The 18508-nt window shown below is 30.5% G+C and carries 19 protein-coding genes and 1 tRNA gene; 6 read left to right on the plus strand and 14 right to left on the minus strand.

What is annotated here, in order from left to right; genetic code table 11:
- The first annotated feature begins 109 nt into the window (after nt 1-109).
- Genes B5464_RS05495 through B5464_RS05505 form a run of 3 tightly spaced genes read left to right on the plus strand, consistent with a single transcriptional unit; the run spans nt 110 to nt 2843 of the window.
- Nucleotides 110-1099, plus strand: coding sequence for an aspartate-semialdehyde dehydrogenase (locus tag B5464_RS05495; RefSeq protein WP_079737538.1), 990 nt, complete (start codon nt 110-112; stop codon nt 1097-1099).
- Between the two features lie 11 nt (nt 1100-1110).
- Complete coding sequence (locus tag B5464_RS05500; RefSeq protein ID WP_079737539.1) at nt 1111-2157, plus strand: ferredoxin--NADP reductase; 1047 nt, start codon at nt 1111-1113, stop codon at nt 2155-2157.
- Nucleotides 2158-2177: 20 nt separating this feature from the next.
- Nucleotides 2178-2843 carry a LysE family translocator gene (locus tag B5464_RS05505; RefSeq protein WP_077810398.1) on the plus strand — a complete coding sequence of 222 codons (666 nt, stop codon included), beginning with the start codon at nt 2178-2180 and terminating at the stop codon, nt 2841-2843.
- Nucleotides 2844-2904: 61 nt separating this feature from the next.
- Here B5464_RS05505 and B5464_RS05510 read toward each other — a convergent pair whose 3' ends face one another.
- The 8 genes from B5464_RS05510 to B5464_RS05540 form a co-directional block, all read right to left on the minus strand.
- Nucleotides 2905-4746, minus strand: a complete 1842-nt coding sequence (locus B5464_RS05510; protein WP_079737540.1) for a M1 family metallopeptidase — start codon at nt 4744-4746, stop codon at nt 2905-2907.
- 67 nt (nt 4747-4813) lie between these two features.
- The gene (locus tag B5464_RS05515) at nt 4814-6511 is read right to left on the minus strand and encodes a S8 family peptidase (protein ID WP_079737541.1); all 1698 of its coding nucleotides are present in this window, start codon (nt 6509-6511) and stop codon (nt 4814-4816) included.
- A gap of 10 nt (nt 6512-6521) precedes the next feature.
- Entirely contained in the window at nt 6522-7367 is an 846-nt protein-coding gene (locus tag B5464_RS05520; RefSeq protein WP_079737542.1) for an MBL fold metallo-hydrolase, read from the minus strand.
- A gap of 132 nt (nt 7368-7499) precedes the next feature.
- Nucleotides 7500-7673 (minus strand): hypothetical protein, encoded by a 174-nt coding sequence (locus B5464_RS14315; RefSeq protein ID WP_154066937.1) that lies wholly within the window; start codon nt 7671-7673, stop codon nt 7500-7502.
- A gap of 170 nt (nt 7674-7843) precedes the next feature.
- Nucleotides 7844-7914, minus strand: a tRNA-Cys gene (locus B5464_RS05525).
- Nucleotides 7915-7999: 85 nt separating this feature from the next.
- Nucleotides 8000-8356, minus strand: coding sequence for a dihydroneopterin aldolase (gene folB, locus B5464_RS05530; protein ID WP_079737543.1), 357 nt, complete (start codon nt 8354-8356; stop codon nt 8000-8002).
- A gap of 1 nt (nt 8357) precedes the next feature.
- Nucleotides 8358-8789: a DUF2452 domain-containing protein gene (locus B5464_RS05535; protein ID WP_079737544.1), complete on the minus strand. Its 432-nt coding sequence runs from the start codon at nt 8787-8789 to the stop codon at nt 8358-8360.
- 50 nt (nt 8790-8839) lie between these two features.
- On the minus strand, nt 8840-9055 hold the full coding sequence (locus B5464_RS05540; protein WP_079737545.1) for a zinc ribbon domain-containing protein: 216 nt from the start codon (nt 9053-9055) through the stop codon (nt 8840-8842).
- A 111-nt stretch (nt 9056-9166) separates the two neighbouring features.
- Here B5464_RS05540 and B5464_RS05545 point away from each other — a divergent pair, with 111 nt between their 5' ends.
- Both B5464_RS05545 and B5464_RS05550 read left to right on the plus strand, forming a co-directional pair.
- Nucleotides 9167-10852 carry a glutamine--tRNA ligase/YqeY domain fusion protein gene (locus B5464_RS05545; protein WP_079737546.1) on the plus strand — a complete coding sequence of 562 codons (1686 nt, stop codon included), beginning with the start codon at nt 9167-9169 and terminating at the stop codon, nt 10850-10852.
- A 3-nt stretch (nt 10853-10855) separates the two neighbouring features.
- Nucleotides 10856-11167 (plus strand): DUF6370 family protein, encoded by a 312-nt coding sequence (locus B5464_RS05550; protein ID WP_079737547.1) that lies wholly within the window; start codon nt 10856-10858, stop codon nt 11165-11167.
- A 76-nt stretch (nt 11168-11243) separates the two neighbouring features.
- Here B5464_RS05550 and B5464_RS05555 read toward each other — a convergent pair whose 3' ends face one another.
- The 3 genes from B5464_RS05555 to B5464_RS05565 form a co-directional block, all read right to left on the minus strand.
- Nucleotides 11244-12284, minus strand: a complete 1041-nt coding sequence (locus B5464_RS05555) for an aldo/keto reductase (RefSeq protein WP_079737548.1) — start codon at nt 12282-12284, stop codon at nt 11244-11246.
- A gap of 135 nt (nt 12285-12419) precedes the next feature.
- A complete protein-coding gene (gene pgk, locus B5464_RS05560) occupies nt 12420-13607 on the minus strand; it encodes a phosphoglycerate kinase (protein ID WP_079737549.1) in 1188 nt (395 codons plus the stop codon).
- Nucleotides 13608-13709: 102 nt separating this feature from the next.
- The gene (locus B5464_RS05565; protein WP_079737550.1) at nt 13710-14501 is read right to left on the minus strand and encodes a hypothetical protein; all 792 of its coding nucleotides are present in this window, start codon (nt 14499-14501) and stop codon (nt 13710-13712) included.
- Nucleotides 14502-14579: 78 nt separating this feature from the next.
- Here B5464_RS05565 and B5464_RS05570 point away from each other — a divergent pair, with 78 nt between their 5' ends.
- Nucleotides 14580-15722 carry a DNA polymerase III subunit delta' gene (locus tag B5464_RS05570; protein ID WP_079737551.1) on the plus strand — a complete coding sequence of 381 codons (1143 nt, stop codon included), beginning with the start codon at nt 14580-14582 and terminating at the stop codon, nt 15720-15722.
- 3 nt (nt 15723-15725) lie between these two features.
- Here the strand turns inward: B5464_RS05570 and B5464_RS05575 are convergent, their stop codons facing one another.
- From B5464_RS05575 to B5464_RS05585, 3 genes are all read right to left on the minus strand, one after another.
- Nucleotides 15726-16283 (minus strand): MOSC domain-containing protein, encoded by a 558-nt coding sequence (locus tag B5464_RS05575; RefSeq protein ID WP_079737552.1) that lies wholly within the window; start codon nt 16281-16283, stop codon nt 15726-15728.
- A gap of 9 nt (nt 16284-16292) precedes the next feature.
- Nucleotides 16293-17060, minus strand: a complete 768-nt coding sequence (locus tag B5464_RS05580) for an enoyl-CoA hydratase/isomerase family protein (RefSeq protein WP_079737553.1) — start codon at nt 17058-17060, stop codon at nt 16293-16295.
- A gap of 66 nt (nt 17061-17126) precedes the next feature.
- A complete protein-coding gene (locus tag B5464_RS05585; RefSeq protein ID WP_079737554.1) occupies nt 17127-18470 on the minus strand; it encodes an MATE family efflux transporter in 1344 nt (447 codons plus the stop codon).
- Nucleotides 18471-18508 lie beyond the last annotated feature (38 nt).

Raw genomic sequence — 18508 nt, forward strand, 5'->3', positions numbered from 1 at the left:
AATTTTAAACAACAGGAATTATATTGGTAAATTTTTATTAAAAGAATGGCTGGTTACTAATTTGTTAGCATCTTTGTAGTATCATAAAAATTATTAAATAGAAATACCGATGAAAATAGCTGTAGTTGGAGCAACTGGAATGGTTGGAACTGTAATGTTACAAGTTTTAGAAGAACGTAATTTACCTATAACTGAGTTAATACCTGTAGCATCTGAAAGATCTGCCGGTAAAAAATTATCTTATAAAGGCAAAGAATATACAATTGTAACCTTAGCAGATGCTGTGAGTTTAAAACCAGATGTGGCTTTATTTTCTGCCGGTGGCGATACTTCTTTAGAATGGGCACCAAAATTTGCAGAAGTTGGTACAACGGTTATAGATAATTCTTCTGCTTGGAGAATGGATCCGACAAAGAAATTAGTAGTTCCAGAAATTAATGGTAATGTTTTAACTGCGGATGATAAAATTATTGCTAATCCAAACTGTTCTACAATACAATTGGTAATGGCTTTAGCGCCGTTACACTCTAAATATACTATGAAACGTGTTGTGATTTCTACGTACCAATCTGTTTCTGGTACTGGTGTAAAAGCAGTACAACAACTAGATAATGAAGAAGCTGGTGTAGACGGAGAAATGGCGTATCCGCATAAAATTGGTAGAAATGCTTTGCCACATTGTGATATTTTCTTAGAAAACGGATACACTAAAGAAGAAATGAAATTGGTTAAAGAGCCAAAGAAAATTTTACGTGATGATTCTTTTTCTGTAACTGCAACCGCGGTTCGTATCCCTACTGCTGGTGGGCACTCTGAAGCTGTTAACGTACAGTTTGAAAATGATTTCGATTTAGCAGAAGTTAGAACTATTTTAAGCGAAACACCTGGTGTGATTGTAGAAGATGATTTGGCCAACAACCTGTATCCGATGCCAATTAATGCGCATAATAAAGACGAAGTTTTTGTTGGTAGAATTAGAAGAGACGAATCTCAAGAAAATACCTTAAATTTGTGGATTGTTGCAGACAACCTTAGAAAAGGTGCTGCTACCAACACAGTTCAAATTGCCGAATATTTAATTGCGAATAATTTGGTATAATACATATTTAAATGGCAACATTTTACAAAGTAAACATACAAGAAGTAAAACATGAAACCGCAAATGCGGTTTCTGTTTTATTAGAAATACCTCAACATTTAAAAAACAGTTTTAATTTTGTTGCAGGACAATATATTACTTTACAAAAAGTAATTAATGGTGAAGAAATAAGAAGAGCATATTCTATTTGCTCTGCACCAAAAAGCGGAGAAATTAGAGTTGCAATTAAAGCTGTAGAAAACGGTGTATTTTCTACCTACGCAACTTCTAAATTAAAAGCTGGCGATGAAATAGAAGTTTCTGAACCAGAAGGTCGCTTTTTACTAAATCCGCAGGCTAATAAAAACTATATCGGTTTTGCTGCAGGTTCTGGTATTACACCAATTTTATCGATGGTAAAATCGGTTTTAGAAGAAGAAAACACTTCTAACTTTACTTTAGTTTATGGTAATAAATCTATTGCAGATACTATCTTTTTTGATGAATTAAACGCTTTAAAAGAAACGTATTCAGAACGTTTAAATTTGCATTTTATTTACAGTAGAGAAAACGTAAAAAACGGTTTGCGTGGCAGAATAGACGAAAACGTAACAAAGTATTTCGTTAAAAACATGTACAAAGAAACTAGTTTTGATGCTGCTTTTTTGTGCGGGCCAGAACAAATGATAGAAGAAGTTTCTAAAACTTTGGCTGCTAATAAAATTAGCAAAGAAAATATTCATTTCGAATTATTTACAACTTCTATTGATAAAGAAGCTGCTGCAGAAGTTAAAGAAGGCGTTACAGAAGTTAAAGTTCTTTTAGACGATGAAGAAACTACTTTTTCTATGCAACAAACAGACGATCTTTTAGCGGCAAGTTTACGCAATAACTTAGATGCACCTTACTCTTGTCAAGGTGGTGTTTGTAGTTCTTGTATGTGTAAAGTTACCGAAGGAAAAGCTGTAATGGTAAAAAATTCTATACTTACAGATAGTGAAATTGAAGAAGGTTTGGTTTTAGCGTGTCAAGCATATCCAACAACACCAAAAATTACAATTGACTTTGATGATGTTTAAAATTCCGTATTTTTGCCAATATGGATATTTACGACTTTAAAAATGCTTTTTTAATAGGTTTTTTCATGGCTTTCATGATAGGACCTGTTTTTTTTATGTTAATACAAACTAGTATTTTAAAAGGAGCTAGAGCAGCAATTGTTTTTGATTTAGGTGTTATTTTAGGAGATTTATCCTTTATTCTAATTGCTTACTACGGAAGTAGATCTCTGCTAGAAAAAATTAAAGACGATCCGCGATTATTCTTTCTTGGCGGCTTGGTACTTATAATTTATGGTTTAATTACGTATTTAGAAAAAGAGAACAAAAAAGAAGCATTAGAATCTGCTAAAATTGTAGATGTACCCATAAAAAACAACTACTTAAAATTATTTTTTAAAGGATTCTTTTTAAACTTTATAAACGTAGGTGTTTTAGCTTTTTGGTTAGGTACTGTTCTTGTAATTGGACCTACCTTAAAAATGGATCAAAATGCTATATTTTGGTATTTTGGTACTGTTTTAATAGGTTATTTTGTAACCGATTTAGGTAAGATTTTTTTAGCAAAACAATTAAAATCTAAAATGACACCACAAGTAATTTTTAGAGTAAAAAAAATTATGGGAATTATATTGATAATTTGCGGTGTATTCTTAATGTTGAAAGGTTTTATACCAAATGATAGAATTGAAGATTTTATTAACTAGATAACAATAAAAAAGCCTCATCATAAATTATGATGAGGCTTTTCTCTTTTTTGTAGAAGTATTATTTTACTTCGTAAAAGTTATTATCAGCATTAACATCTGCCATTAGTTTACTTTTATCTATTGCTACAGATTTAACTGCTTTCGATGCGTTAAAAGTATATGTTGGCATTGCCCAACCCCAATCTGTAATAACAGTTGCTGTTGTTGGCTTATTACCTCTCATTATTCTTAATGGTATATTAAAGTTTTCTACAGAACCATCAACATAAGTAACTTCTAAATCGATAGGCATTGGCATTTTACCAATTCTCTCTAAAGTAATCGTTTTATTGTTTACAGATTTTACACCATAATCTATTGTATGTATAGTTTGTGTCCACTCATTTAAATACCAATCTAAATGAATACCAGATACTTTTTCCATAGAACGTTTTACATCATTTGGCGTTGGGTGTTTAAAACTAAAATCTGTAAAGTATTTTTTTAATCCTTTTGCTACATTATCTGCACCTATTACATATTCTAATTGCGATAAAAACATACTTCCTTTACCATAACTACCTGTACTATAAGCTGCATTAGTATTATATCTATCTGCATGTGTAGTTAAAGGTTCTTCTATATTATTTTTTACTAAATAGTTGTAACCTCTGTATGGACCTGCATTTGGATTTTTGTTTCCTCTTTTTAAGATTTCATAAGAAGCTTTATTTGAAATATAAGATGTAAAACCTTCGTCCATCCACGGGTGTTTACTTTCGTTAGTAGCTAATAAAAACTGAAACCAAGTGTGTGCCATTTCATGAGAAGTAACACCAAAAAGACTACCAAAACTTCTTTTTCCTGTAATTAAAGTAGACATTGCATATTCCATACCACCATCTCCACCTTGTATTACAGAATATTGTTTATATGGATATTGACCAACATGCTTACTAAAATAAGACATTAATTCAGCTGTTTTTGGCTGTAATTCTTTCCAGTTTCTTAAATACTTTGCCTCTAAATCTTTCTTATATAAAAAGTGTAAATCAATTCCGTTTGCCATTTTTAAAACATCATGATTGTAGTTAGGATCTGCTGCCCACATAAAATCATGTACATTTGGTGCTTTAAAATGCCAAGTTAATTTCTCTGTACTTGGTACGTTTAACGGCTTTGTTTTGTCTTCATAACCGTGCCCTATTTCTTGCGGATTTTGTAAATAACCTGTACCACCAACAACGTAATCTTTATCAATAGAAATCTTCACATCAAAATTACCCCAAATTCCGTGGAATTCTCTAGCAATATAAGGTGGAGTATGCCAACCTTCAAAATCATATTCTGCCATTTTAGGATACCATTGAGACATTGAAAGTGCAACACCTTCTTTATTATTTCTACCTGTTCTTCTAATTTGAACAGGAACTTGTGCATCAAAATCCATATCTAAAGTAACTGTTTCACCAGATTTAATTGGGGTATTTAAAGTTACTTCTAAAATAGTACCTACAGTTTCATAAGTTACCGCTGTTCCGTTTTGTTTTAGAGAGTTTACTTTAATATAACCAATTTCATCAGCATTTAATTTGCTAATCCTATCTCTAACTCTTCTATCTGGATCTTTGATGTTTAAAGATCTAACATCCATTTGAGAACCTGGTTGAAAAGCATTAAAATATAAGTGATAATAAACTTTATCTAATTGATCTGGAGAGTTGTTTGTGTACACCGCTTTTTGTGAACCTTTATATTGATACTTTTCTGTATCAACATCAATATCCATTGTATAATCGATGTGTTGTTGCCAATAAGTAGTAAACTGAGTGTCTTCTTTTTGCTGATATGTTGCTTCTTTTGTTTGGGTACAAGAAGCAATTACAGCAATTGCAAAAAATAAAAGTAGGTTTTTTTTCATGTGATAGTTAATTAAATTTGAATATAAAAGTAAAAAACAGCAATCAAAAGATTGCTGTTTGTAATTATTATTTTTTTCCGTTTACAATTCTATCTGCCATAATTAACGCATTATAAGCATTAACTACTCTACCAGAAACTGATAAATCTGAGAATGGAACTTTTTCGTCTTTAGTACCTGGTTTAATAACATCAAAATTAACTTTTAAACCAGAATTCATTAAAATATGCTTTACTTGACTTGCAGATAACTGCGGATAATACGAACGCACTAAAGCCGCTACACCAGCACTAGAAGGTGCTGCCATAGATGTACCGCTAATAGCTTGATATTCGTTTTTAGGAAATGTTGCATAAATATCTACACCTGGTGCAAATACATCTACATTCATTTTACCATAGTTAGAAAAAGTAGCTGGCAAGTTTTCATCATAATGTAAGCTCATTGCTCCTATTGTTAAAACATTATCAGCAATTTCGTTTACTAAATCTTTAGAATCATTTGGGTATGTTTTTTCGATATCAATATTTTTACCATCATTACCAGCAGCATTTACAATTAAAACATCTTTACTTTCTGCATATTTAATAGCATCATAAACCCATTGTTTATTTGGTGAATATGCTTTACCAAAACTTGTATTAATAATTTTTGCACCATTATCAACTGCATAACGAATTCCTAAAGCAATATCTTTATCGTGTTCATCGCCATCTGGCACAACTCTTACTGCCATAATTTTAACATTGCTAGCAACACCATTTACACCTTTATTATTATTTCTAGAAGCTGCAACTATACCTGCAACGTGTGTACCATGACTTTCTAAATCTTTAGAACCAATTACATTATTGTTACCGTAAAATTTATCGTTAATATCATATAAATCATCGCCCAAAGTTTGTCTAGCATTAAAATCTAAATCATAACTTTTAGAAGCGTCTTTACCTTTCTTATAATCTAATAACTGTTTCTTATAATCTAGCAAACCTTTTTCACTCATGCCTCTAGATAACATGTTAGAAACATCAGCAATTTTTGCTGCTAATTGTGCACTTTCTGGTTTTGCACTTTTTAAATCTTCTATAGTAAAATCTTCTTTTCCTAAAAATTCTTTTACATCTTTAAAATTTTGCTCTATTTGTGTAATTCTTGTCTCTGTTTGCTCAAGATTGAATAATTCTTGTTTATGAGCAGCCACAGATTGTGTATACTTTTCTTTTAACTTTAAAAATTCTTGAAATTCAGCTTTATCGGCATCTGCAATTTCAGATGCTTTTTTATCGCCAAATTTGTCCATTCCTTTTTTAACAATTCTAGTTAGTTCTAGTTGATCTGCATTTACAATTTCACCTTCTTTATTTCCAAGAAAATTCCATCCGTGTACATCATCTATATAACCGTTGTTATCATCATCCTTATTATTATTTGCTACTTCTTTAGGGTTAACCCAAGCAACATCCTTTAGATCTTCATGCTCTACATCTATACCAGAATCTGCAACAGCAACAATTACTGGCACTCCTTTTTTACCTTCTAAAAATTGATATGCTTTTGCAATACTCATGCCCGGAATCGAGTCTGTTTGTAAATCCATATGACTCCAAACTTGTACTTCTTCTTCTGTTAACGCTCCTTTTTTAGCAGGAATATTTATTACATTTTCTGCACCATTTGGTACCGGAATTGTATTTATTGATGTTTTACAACTTGCAAAAACAACACTAGCAACCGCTGTATAAATAATTGGCTTTAATACTCTCATCTCTCTTCTCTTAATTAAATATATCTGTAAATTTATGTGTATTTTTTAATCTTACTCCTTTTTCTGTATGCTTAACCGTACAAAGCTCATTGTAAGCATCGTGTTCTAAAAAAAGGTAATAATTATTATCTGCAGCTTCGTTTAAAAAAGCTGCTTTTTCTTTTATTGTTATTAAAGGTCTTGTATCATAACCCATTACATATGGTAAAGGAATGTGCCCAATTGTAGGTAATAAATCTGCCATAAAAACAATTATTTTACCTTGATATGTTATTTTTGGTAACATTTGTTTTTCTGTATGACCATCCATAAACAAAACATTAAATCCTATTTGGTCAATTGCATTTCTATGGATAAAATTAAGCTGACCACTTTCTTTAATCGGATTTATATTTTCTTTTAAAAATGAAGCTTTTTCTCTGGCATTTGGTTCTGTTGCCCATTGCCAATGATTATCATTCGACCAAAATTTTGCATTCTTAAAAGCAGGTTGTAATAAAGTTTTTTGTGAATTCCATTCTATTACACCTCCACAATGATCGAAATGTAAATGTGTTAGAAAAACATCTGTTACATCGTCTCTATGAAAACCATATTTAGCCAAAGAACTGTCTAAAGAAAAATCTCCAAACAAATAGTAATAACCAAAAAATTTATCCGATTGCTTAGCACCTAATCCTGTGTCTATTAAAACAAGTCTATCTCCATCTTCTATAAGCATACAACGCATGCTCATGTCTATTAAATTATTGGAATCTGCAGGATTTGTTCTTTGCCAAATACTTTTAGGCACAACACCAAACATTGCGCCACCATCTAGCTTAAAATTACCTGTTTCTATAGGATATATCTTCATTATATAAAATTAAAAAAATCATTAAAAATTAATATTTAATGATTTTATAAATAGTAAACTACAAAAAATAAAATTTGCAGCCTACAAATATGAAGAAAAAAGTGTAATTTTCTGTTAATAAAAATCTAATTCTTAAGAAGTAAAACTTGGCTTTACAATTTTAATTTTACTTAAAACCTTAGCAACTTTAATTATTGCAAAAACTCCTATTGCTAATCCTAAAACAACAAAAAGTAATTGATTGTCTATTACGGTTTCTGTAGCTGTTGTTGCATATGCATCTGGTGGTAAAATTTGTAAAAACATAGTTTGCAGTGTTTTGGTTTGGTTATACAAATGTACATTTACAAGTCACCCAAATTTTTAATTTTTCGATAAACGACTATTTTCTAACGTTAAACTGCATTTAATAAATTAGTTCTTGTGATTATCATATAAATAAAAAAAGCCTTAATCAAAAGATTAAGGCTTTTTTGAGGTGTCTAGCGGATTCGAACCGCTGTACATGGTTTTGCAAACCATTGCCTAGCCACTCGGCCAAGACACCTTTTTATTAAAACAATATAAATGTATATCGTTTTAAGGATTGCAAATTTACGCAAATTTACAAGTATTGCAAGTATTTTTTTATCTTATCTCTTTTTTGTTAAAATAATAGCTACTTCTTCTACGTTTCCGCCTATTGGTGGGTTAATTTTTGCTACAGAAACTTTAGCTCTTCTAATCATTCTAATTTCTCTAAAAAATCGATCTAAGATTCTTTGTGCAACCTCTTCTAATAATTTAGATCTAATTGCCATTTCTTCTTTTACAATATGATTTAGATGTACATAATCTACAGTATCTGCTAACTCATCTGTTTTTGCAGATTTTCTTAAACTTGCCTTTACCTCTACATCTATTCTATATTCGCTACCAATTTTTGCTTCTTCATCTAAACAACCATGATAAGCGTAAAGCTTAATATTATTTACTTGTATTATTCCCATTTTAAGCTTCTGGCTTTGTTTCTGTTGTTACTTTTTCCCACATTTTATCAGAATTTAATCTAAAAGAACCTTTATACTCTAAAGTCCATTCACTTGGTTCTATTATAGACAAAAATAATTCATCTTTTTTATTTAAGTAAAGATGATATGTTTCGCCAATTATTGGTTCGAAACCAAACTTTGCATTATAAAGCATATCATTGTAATGAAATTTCTCCATTAACAATTCGTACTCTCTTCTTACTTCTTCAAATTTTCCCTTTAAAATTTTATTTGTGCGTCTTACACCATCGGCGGTCCAAGTTGCCGTGTTTGTAGGCTTAATTACTGGCGAACTTGCAGATGTACCATATGGTTTTAAAGCTGCATCGTATTTTTGAGTTTCCTCATTAAATACAACTAAATCGGGCTTTTTTTCTCCGTCTTTCTTCATATTACAAAATTACGACAAAAAAGAGGCAATTTTATAGCTTTTGAAGAAAATTAGTTGGTGAAAAAGTCAAAAACATTGCTAATAGCACTTGTTTTTGTTTTGTAAAATTCTGTGTATGTGCAACGCTCGCAAGTAACACTTGTAAATTTCTGGTTTTGAATATCAAAAATTTTAGACAATGTACCACCGGTTGCCCTCATTTGTCCTAGTTTATAAGTTTTACTGTTACATTTAGGGCAAGTGTAATTTTTAATTTGATCGCTCATAATAAATTGTGTTTATCTATTAGTTGCAAATTTTACAATTTTGTTACAAAACTCTTAATACCAATGAAGTATTTTATGTAATTTTGTTTCTTAATTTTTTCATATAAAACGATGTCTGAAGAGAAAAAATCGCTCAATTTTTTAGAGCATATTATAGAAGAGGATTTAGCAAACGGAATGCCAAAAGAAAATTTACGTTTTCGTTTTCCGCCAGAACCTAACGGTTATTTGCACATTGGTCATACAAAAGCTATTGGTATTAGTTTTGGTTTAGGTGAAACTTATAATGCGCCTGTTAACTTACGTTTTGACGACACAAATCCTGCTAAAGAAGAGCAAGAATATGTAGACGCAATTAAGAAAGACATTTCTTGGTTGGGTTACACTTGGGCTAATGAATGTTATTCTTCAGATTACTTTCAGCAATTATATGATTGGGCAATTTTATTAATTAAAGACGGTAAAGCTTATGTAGATTCTCAATCATCAGAAGAAATGAGAGTACAAAAAGGTACGCCAACTTCTGTAGGTACAAATAGCCCTTTTAGAGATAGAACCGTAGAAGAAAACTTAACCTTGTTTCAAGACATGAAAGATGGTAAGTTTAAAGAAGGCGAACATACATTGCGTGCAAAAATAGATATGAGTTCTCCTAATATGTTAATGAGAGATCCATTAATGTACAGAATTATGTACAAAGCACACCACAGAACTGGTACAGATTGGTGTATTTACCCAATGTACGATTGGACGCATGGTGAAAGCGATTATATAGAACAAATATCACATTCTTTATGTTCTTTAGAGTTTAAACCTCATAGAGAATTGTACAATTGGTTTCGTGATAATGTGTATGATTTTAGCAAATCAGAATATCCAAATCCACCAAAACAAAGAGAGTTTTCTCGTTTAAACTTAAGCTATACAATAATGAGTAAGCGTAAGTTATTAACTTTAGTAGAACAAGGTATTGTATCTGGTTGGGATGATCCAAGAATGCCAACTATTTCTGGCTTAAGAAGACGTGGTTATACACCTGCTTCTATTAGAAGTTTTGTAGAAACTGTTGGGGTTTCTAAACGTGAAAACGTAATAGATGTTGCTTTATTAGAATTTAAAATTCGTGAAGATTTAAACAAAACAGCACCTAGAGTAATGGCTGTTTTAGATCCTGTTAAAGTAGTAATTACAAATTACCCTGAAGGAGAAGAAGAATTACTAGATGCTAATTACAACGATTATGAAGATGGTTTTGGTAGCAGAAAGGTTCCTTTTTCTAGAGAAATTTATATCGAAAGAGAAGATTTTAGAGAAGAAGCAAATAAAAAGTTTTTCCGTTTAAAATTAGGTAAAGAAGTTCGTTTAAAAAACGCTTATTTTATTACTGCAAATAGTTGCACTAAAGATGCAGATGGTAATATTACAGAAATACAGTGTACTTACGATCCGTTAACAAAATCTGGAAGTGGTACACCAGAAAGCTTGCGTAAAGTAAAAGGAACTTTGCATTGGGTTTCTGTAAAACATGCTATAAAAGCAGAAGTAAGAGCATATGATAGACTATTTTTAGATGAAGCACCAGATTCACATAAAGACAAAGATTATATGGAGTTTATCAACCCAAATTCTTTAGAAATTATTGATGCTTATTTAGAACCAAGTTTACAAACTGCAAAAATAGGAGAGCGTTTTCAGTTTCAAAGAATGGGATATTTTAATGTTGATGATGATTCTACAACAGAAAATTTAGTTTTTAATAAAATAGTTGGTTTAAGAGATTCTTGGGCTAAAAAATAAATCATGAAAAAAATACTTTTAATAGCAATCTTAATTTTTACAATTTCTTGTTCTAATAACAAAGAAGTTAAACAAGTGGCAGCTATTTCTTGCGGACAGTGTAAATTTGATTTAGATTCTGAAGAAGGTTGCAGCTTAGCTGTAAAAATTGACGAGAAAGCCTATTTTGTAGATGGTTTTAATATTGATGATTTTGGCGATGCACACGACAAACATACTGGTTTTTGCGAAGTTATAAGGCAAGCAGAAGTTATTGGTGTAGTAGAAAACAATAGATTTAAAGCGAAAGAAATAAAGCTTTTAGAGATGAAATAATTGTATTTTAAAGCATAAAAAATCCGAAGTAATAATTACTTCGGATTTTTTTTACTTTAATATTTAGTTCTATAAGTTAAGGTGCAGGATTTGGTATTGCCGCATGTACTGCTTCAATTTCTTTTAAAACATCTTCAGATAAATTAATATTTATTGAATTAATATTTTCTTTTAACTGACTCATTTTTGTTGCTCCAATAATATTACTAGTTACAAACGGCAACTGATTGATAAAAGCAAGCGATAATTCTGACAAGGTTAAATTGTTCTTTTTCGCAATCGTTTCATACCTCTTAACTGCTTCTAAAGAACCATCGCCCATATAACGAGCAATAAATCTAGGAAACAAAGTTCCTCTTGCTCCTTCTGGTTTATTTCCGTCTAAGTATTTACCCGACAAAACACCTTGCGCCAATGGCGAATATGCCAACAACCCAATATTTTCTCTTAAAGAAACCTCACTCATTCCGTATTCGTAGGCTCTATGAATCATAGAATATGAATTCTGTATTGTAACGGGTCTTACTAAATTATTTGAATCTGCGGTTTGCAAATACTTCATTGTTCCCCAAGGAGTTTCATTAGAAAGCCCGATAGCTTTTATAGTACCGGCTTTTACAAATTCATTTAAAGTTTCTAAAATTTCTAAATGATTTTCTGCCTCTTTAGATGATGTTTTATATGGATAATCTCTAGTACCAAAACAGTTTACACCTCTATCTGGCCAATGCAACTGATATAAATCTAAATAATCTGTTTGTAATCTTTTTAAACTAGCTTCAACAGCTTCTGTAATATTTTTTCTATTAAAACCACCTGTTCTAATATGTTTTGTATAATCGCCACCACCAGCAATTTTACTTGCCAAAACGACTTTTTCTCTATTGCCTGTTTTTTGAAACCAATTACCAATAATTCTTTCGGTTTCTGCATAAGTTTCTGGCGTTGCTGGTACAGGATACAACTCTGCAGTATCAAAAAAGTTTACACCTTTTTCTAAAGCATAATCCATTTGTTCAAATGCCTCTTCTTGTGTGTTTTGTTTTCCCCAAGTCATTGTTCCTAAACAGATTTTAGAAACTTTTATCGATGTATTACCTAGTTTTGTATACTTCATTTGTATGAATTGTAAATTTTAAATTAAATGTTTTAAAACAATAAATTATGCACGAATTTAAAGCTTAATCTATAAAAAAACAATAAGCGTATAATTTTTAAAATTATACGCTTATCAATAAAATATATTAGTTTCTTATTTTAAAATAGCTTCTATACCAGGTAATGTTTTTCCTTCTAGCATTTCTAACATTGCGCCACCACCTGTAGACACGTAACTTACTTTTTCTGCAAAACCAAATTGCTTAACTGCAGCTACAGAATCTCCTCCACCTACTAAAGAGAAAGCTCCGTTTTTAGTAGCATTATCAATAGAATGTCCTAAGGCAATTGTTCCTTCAGAAAATGTTTCCATTTCAAAAACACCTAACGGTCCGTTCCATAAAATGGTTTTACATTTGTTTACAACAGCATCAAAATTTTCTCTAGATTTTGGTCCTGCATCTAAACCTTGCCAACCATCAGGAATTTGAGTAATATCTAAAACTTTTGTATTTGCAGCGTTATTAAAATCATCCGCAGCAATTACATCTACAGGTATATGTACTTCTACACCTTTTTCTTTTGCTTGCTTTAAAATATCTAAAGCTAAATCCATTTTATCATCTTCACAAATAGAGTCACCAACTGTGCCACCTTGTGCTTTGATAAATGTAAAACTCATACCACCACCAATTATTAAGTGATCTACTTTGTCTAAAATGTTTTCTATTACTGTAATTTTAGATGAAACTTTTGCGCCTCCTAAAATTGCCAAAACAGGTTTTTCTGAATTGTTTAATACTTTATCTATACTTTCGATTTCTCTTGCTAATAAATTTCCGAAGCATTTATTTTCTTCAAAGAATTGTGCAATAATTGTTGTTGATGCATGCGCTCTATGTGCAGTACCAAAAGCATCATTTACATAAATATCACCAAACTTAGATAGTTTTTCTGCAAAAGCAACATCTCCTTTTTTCTCTTCTTCGTAAAAACGTAAATTTTCTAATAATAAAATTTCTCCAGATTCTAAATTTGCAACTGCTTCTTCTACTTTATCACCAATACAATCTTCTACAAATTTTACATTACAACCTATAATATCTACTACAGATTTAACAATATGTTTTAAAGAAAATTCTTCTTGAAATCCTTTTGGTCTTCCTAAATGAGACATTAAAACACAACTTCCTCCTTGTTCTAAAATATCTATAATTGTAGATTTAGCTGCTTGAATTCTTGTAGTGTCTGTAACTTCAAATTTATCATTTAAAGGAACATTAAAATCGACACGAATAATTGCTTTTTTATTTTCGAAATTAAAATCTTTTAGTGTTTTCATTATTGTTTGTTTTTAACAAAAATACCTAAATCTTTAGGTTTATAGAAATTGATTACTGAAAAATTAAGATATCGTTTGCGTAGATTATACGCTACATCAATTTTAAGATTTAAACTTGTTTTTAACTTTATTAACAGGGCTAGTTGCTCTATTTTGATATGCATGCAATGTGCTGCTTAAAATTAATATAGTTGCTGCTACAAAAGCAATTGTTTCTATAGTATTGTTTTTATTGGCAACCCCAATTGCTATTAAAGCCCAAGCACCAACTAAAGCAAACTCTCTTAAGTTTCTAGACCATGTAACTATTAAGTTAATTGTTGTAGCAATAATTATTAGAATAATCGTCCAGATTACAGGAGAAACTCCAAAACCAGACCAATTTATTTTCACTAAATACGATGATACATTTGCAATACTTGCAACCGTTACCCAACCAGCGTATATTACAAAAGGCCACCACAGAAAAAATATAATTGATAAAGGAGCATCCCAAATTTCCATTTTATTGTTTACAACAATTTTTAAGATAGAAAAGAGCAAAATAAAAATGCAAATACAAGACAAACCGGTAAACTCATAAATCCAACAGAAAACCCAAGCCATGTTTGCTAAACAAGAAATTAAAAACCAGAAGCCTATTTTGTCTACAAAATTATTATCTTTTACATTAACAAAAAGACTTCTACCTTGATAGATTACAAAACCAAATAATAGTAAATATATAATTCCCCAAATAGAAAAAGCATAACCAGCAGGTGTAAATAAAGTGTTTAAATTTTTAGACACACTGCCTATTGTTGTGTTATTCATAGCACCTGTATTTGATAAATAATTTATAAACACCATGGCAACAAAGGCAATACCATTTGTTATTTGTAAAAACTTTTTCATACTTTATTTTTGATTATTGTAATCATTAAAAATACAAAAATTTCTAATTAAAAATTCAAGAAACACTTATATTTGCTTATGCTTTTTAACCAAGTTATAGGTCAAGATCACATAAAAAACCATTTGCAAGTTTCTGCAAAAAATGGTAGAATACCACATGCTCAATTGTTTGTAGGAAAAGAAGGTAGCGGTACTTTACCAATGGCTATTGCCTATGCGCAATATTTATTATGTAATTTTTCTGATAATGTTGAAGCTTGTAATATTAAATGCGAAAAACTACAACACCCAGATTTACATTTTGCTTTTCCGGTAACCACAAATAACACTGTAAAAAAACATGCTGTTAGTAATTTGTTTTTGGAAGATTGGCGAGATTTTACAAAAAATCATCCCTACGGAAGTCTCTTTAATTGGTTGCAATTTATTGGTGTAGAAAATAAACAAGGTAATATTGGTGTTGATGAAGCAGAAGCTATTGTAAAAAAATTACAGTTAAAATCTTACGAAGGTGGTTTTAAAGTGATGATTATTTGGATGGCAGAAAAAATGAATATTGCAGCATCAAATAAGCTTTTAAAATTAATAGAAGAACCACCAAATAAAACTGTTTTTTTACTAATTACAGAAAGTGAAGAACAGATAATAAACACCATAAAATCTAGATGTCAGGCCTTGCATTTTCCTGCTTTAAGTGAAAGTGATATTGCAAATGCTTTGATTGAAAGAGAAAATTGCTCTGAAAATGAAGCCGCTAAAATTGCGCATCAAGCAGAAGGAAATTATAATAAAGCTGTACATTTATTACATAATGACTCTTCTGACATGGTTTTCGAAGAATGGTTTATCGCTTGGATTCGTACTGCTTTTAGAGCCAAAGGAAACGCTGCTGTTGTACAGCAATTAATAGAGTGGTCTGAAACAATTGCCAAAACAGGTAGAGAAACTCAAAAACAATTTTTAGAGTATTGTTTACAGTTTTTTAGACAAGCTTTGCTACTTAATTACAAAAGTGACAATTTGGTTTTTATGGAAACTAAAACAGGTTTTGATCTTTCTAAATTTGCCCCTTTTGTGCACGCTGGTAATATTTTAGAGATTGAAAAAGAACTAAATGATGCAATGTATCATATCGAAAGAAACGGAAATGCTAAAATTATTTTATTAGATCTTTCTATGAAATTAACAAGATTTCTTCATAAGAAGGAAGAAACTTTGTAAGTTTTAAATACCTTTTGCTGCTCTTTTTGCTATATACAAGTTTGCAATTGTAGGGTTTTCTGGACACGCTTTTATTTGTTCGAAAACATCACCCGCTTTAACTAACCCTGTTTTAAGTACTTTAAAATAAACACCGCAAAAGGTTGTATTCCAAAATTGTTTTACAATTTTCATATCGTTAAAACGAATTCCTAATTTCATACAAGGATTTCTTTGAACAGTAGCTTCTAAAATAGTTTCGCCAACTTTAAAAGTATCTCCTTGATGTATTTTTTTTTCATCTAAATCATCTAAGGTTAAATTCTCGCCAAACATGCCCATTTCAAAATTCAAATCAGGATATAACTCCTTAAAGTACGCGTAATGTTTTAAAGAATAGCCATAAACTGCTTGTAAAACGCCACCATGATGTTCTCTATCACAAATTGCATCTTCTTTTACTTCTTCTATATCTAAAAAAATAGGTTTATCTACAGCATATTTAAAAATACCTGTAGTTACGGTTTTACCTTTCCAGTTAACCTCTTTTTTTTCACCAATATTTGTTGTAACAATTTTCATGAAAAAGAATTATTTTGTGAATTTAGATAATGCTTTCTTTGTAAAATCTGATAAAACTAATTCACCTGAAACAGCAGCTCTTTCTTCTAATAAAGCAAACCAATTTTCTGTACCTTTCCATAAAGCTTTTTTCATTTCTGCTAAAGCCATCGGATTATAACTAGCCAATTTTGAAGTTAAAATATCTATTTCTTTATCTAATTCTTTCTGATTTTCTAAAACTTTAGCATACAAACCTTTTTCTTTAGCCCAATACGCGTTTTTCCAGCTTGTAGCGTCTAAAGTTAATTCTGCCGTACCAGAAACACCAATTTTTCTAGACACGGCAGGTTCTATAACAAAAGGACCAATACCTATTGTAAATTCTGATAATTTTATCGAAGCACTTTCTGTTGCCAAAACATAATCACAAGCCGCAGCAATACCAACACCACCGCCAACTGTTTTACCTTGAATTCTACCAACTATTAATTTACCACAAGTTCTCATGGCGTTAATTACATTTGCAAAACCAGAGAAAAACTGTTTTCCTTCATTTAAATTAGATACAGCGACCAACTCATCAAAAGAAGCGCCTGCACAAAAAGCTTTTTCTCCTTCCGACTTTAAAACAATTACAGAAACATTATTATTTGATCCAACAGACAATAATTCTTTGGTTAATCTAGCTAATAATTCTCCAGGAAAAGAATTACTTGCAGGATGCCCAAACTCTATTGTTGCAATATTATTTTGAATATTAGTGTATAAACTTCCGTTTTCTCTAGTTGTAGCCATAATTGTAAATTTTGAGTAAAAATAAGTTTTAAAAAATTAATAAAAGAATACTAATTTCTGATATAATTAAATTTTCGAACTGTTTTCTGCCAACGGAATAAATTTATTTCTAAACTTAAAAACCAACGGCAAACCTCTAGCAATAATCCATAGTGTAAAAGCAATCCAAATAGCAACTAATTTATATTCTAAATAATCAAAAAAGAATAATGTGGGTATAAAAACAAAACCTGTTGCCAAAATTAAAAGGTTTCTTAAGTATTTCATTTCTCCCATACCTTTAAACATTCCATCAAAAATAAAGGTTACTGCGTTTATAGGTTGTGTAATTAGAACAATCCAAAAAACAGCATAAAATTGTTCTAAAACTGCAGTTTCTTTGGTAAAAATTTCCCCAATAAAATTGTAAAAAAGAAAACCTATTAAGCCAATACAAACACCTACAATTAAACCATATTTAAATAATTTATTACTTAATTCAAGCAAACTTTTATAATCTTTTGCACCTAATAATTTACCAGATAAAATATTACCTGCACTAGAATAACCATCAATCATAAAAGCGCCCAATAACCAAATATTTAAACTAATTGTATAGGCGGCAATATATTCTTTACCGTAACCTGTTGCGTAAGAAGTAGCAAAATACAAGGCTACATTTAATGCAATTGTTCTAATAAAAAGGTTACCAATCATACCCAATAATCTTGGAATTTCGACATGAAAAGGCAATCTAACTTTTAAAGAAATAGGTGTTTTTTTAATTAATAAATATAAAGAGATTACAGCCATAGAAACCTGTGCAATTACACTTGCATAAGCAGCACCTTCTATATGCATTGCAGGCACAAAACCCTCTATACCATAAACCAGTATTAAATCTAAAATAATATTTATTGATGCGCCAACTATAGCAATAATCATTGGGTAAAAAGTATTTTGTAAACCTCTAAAAGTACCAAATATGGCAAATACAAATAATGCAAACGGAAAACCAAATATTCTAATATTAAAATAGGTGATACAAAATTCTAAAATTTCTCCTGAAGCATTATAAAATTGAAAAATTTGTCTAGAAAACGGATATGATATTGCTAATACAATTAAGCTACCAAATACAATTATTGCAATTGCTTGTGCTGGTAATTCTTTAATATCATTAATCTTATTAGCGCCTACATATTGAGAAACTATAGATGAAATTGCACTTCTAATTTGCCCAAAAACCCAAACAAGCATCGAGATAAATGCACCAACAATACCAACTGCAGCAAGACTTTCTGTGGCATTTGTATCTATATTACCAATTATTGCAGTATCTGTAATCGATAAAACAGGTTCTGCAATACCAGCAATTAAAGCAGGAATTGCTAATTTATTTATATTTTTAAAGCTAATATTTACATTCAAAAGATAGATGTTTTTGCAAATGTACATTTCTAAAAAAT

The sequence above is a fragment of the Polaribacter sp. KT 15 genome, from assembly GCF_900143115.1.
GTDB lineage: Bacteria > Bacteroidota > Bacteroidia > Flavobacteriales > Flavobacteriaceae > Polaribacter > Polaribacter marinaquae.

Bases quoted from the DNA above. Each gene is read 5' to 3' on its own strand.
- B5464_RS05495 (WP_079737538.1), top strand. From the start codon at position 110: ATGAAAATAGCTGTAGTTGGAGCAACTGGAATGGTTGGAACTGTAATG.
- B5464_RS05500 (WP_079737539.1), top strand. From the start codon at position 1,111: ATGGCAACATTTTACAAAGTAAACATACAAGAAGTAAAACATGAAACC.
- B5464_RS05505 (WP_077810398.1), top strand. From the start codon at position 2,178: ATGGATATTTACGACTTTAAAAATGCTTTTTTAATAGGTTTTTTCATG.
- B5464_RS05510 (WP_079737540.1), bottom strand. From the start codon at position 4,746: ATGAAAAAAAACCTACTTTTATTTTTTGCAATTGCTGTAATTGCTTCT.
- B5464_RS05515 (WP_079737541.1), bottom strand. From the start codon at position 6,511: ATGAGAGTATTAAAGCCAATTATTTATACAGCGGTTGCTAGTGTTGTT.
- B5464_RS05520 (WP_079737542.1), bottom strand. From the start codon at position 7,367: ATGAAGATATATCCTATAGAAACAGGTAATTTTAAGCTAGATGGTGGC.
- B5464_RS14315 (WP_154066937.1), bottom strand. From the start codon at position 7,673: ATGTTTTTACAAATTTTACCACCAGATGCATATGCAACAACAGCTACA.
- folB (WP_079737543.1), bottom strand. From the start codon at position 8,356: ATGGGAATAATACAAGTAAATAATATTAAGCTTTACGCTTATCATGGT.
- B5464_RS05535 (WP_079737544.1), bottom strand. From the start codon at position 8,789: ATGAAGAAAGACGGAGAAAAAAAGCCCGATTTAGTTGTATTTAATGAG.
- B5464_RS05540 (WP_079737545.1), bottom strand. From the start codon at position 9,055: ATGAGCGATCAAATTAAAAATTACACTTGCCCTAAATGTAACAGTAAA.
- B5464_RS05545 (WP_079737546.1), top strand. From the start codon at position 9,167: ATGTCTGAAGAGAAAAAATCGCTCAATTTTTTAGAGCATATTATAGAA.
- B5464_RS05550 (WP_079737547.1), top strand. From the start codon at position 10,856: ATGAAAAAAATACTTTTAATAGCAATCTTAATTTTTACAATTTCTTGT.
- B5464_RS05555 (WP_079737548.1), bottom strand. From the start codon at position 12,284: ATGAAGTATACAAAACTAGGTAATACATCGATAAAAGTTTCTAAAATC.
- pgk (WP_079737549.1), bottom strand. From the start codon at position 13,607: ATGAAAACACTAAAAGATTTTAATTTCGAAAATAAAAAAGCAATTATT.
- B5464_RS05565 (WP_079737550.1), bottom strand. From the start codon at position 14,501: ATGAAAAAGTTTTTACAAATAACAAATGGTATTGCCTTTGTTGCCATG.
- B5464_RS05570 (WP_079737551.1), top strand. From the start codon at position 14,580: ATGCTTTTTAACCAAGTTATAGGTCAAGATCACATAAAAAACCATTTG.
- B5464_RS05575 (WP_079737552.1), bottom strand. From the start codon at position 16,283: ATGAAAATTGTTACAACAAATATTGGTGAAAAAAAAGAGGTTAACTGG.
- B5464_RS05580 (WP_079737553.1), bottom strand. From the start codon at position 17,060: ATGGCTACAACTAGAGAAAACGGAAGTTTATACACTAATATTCAAAAT.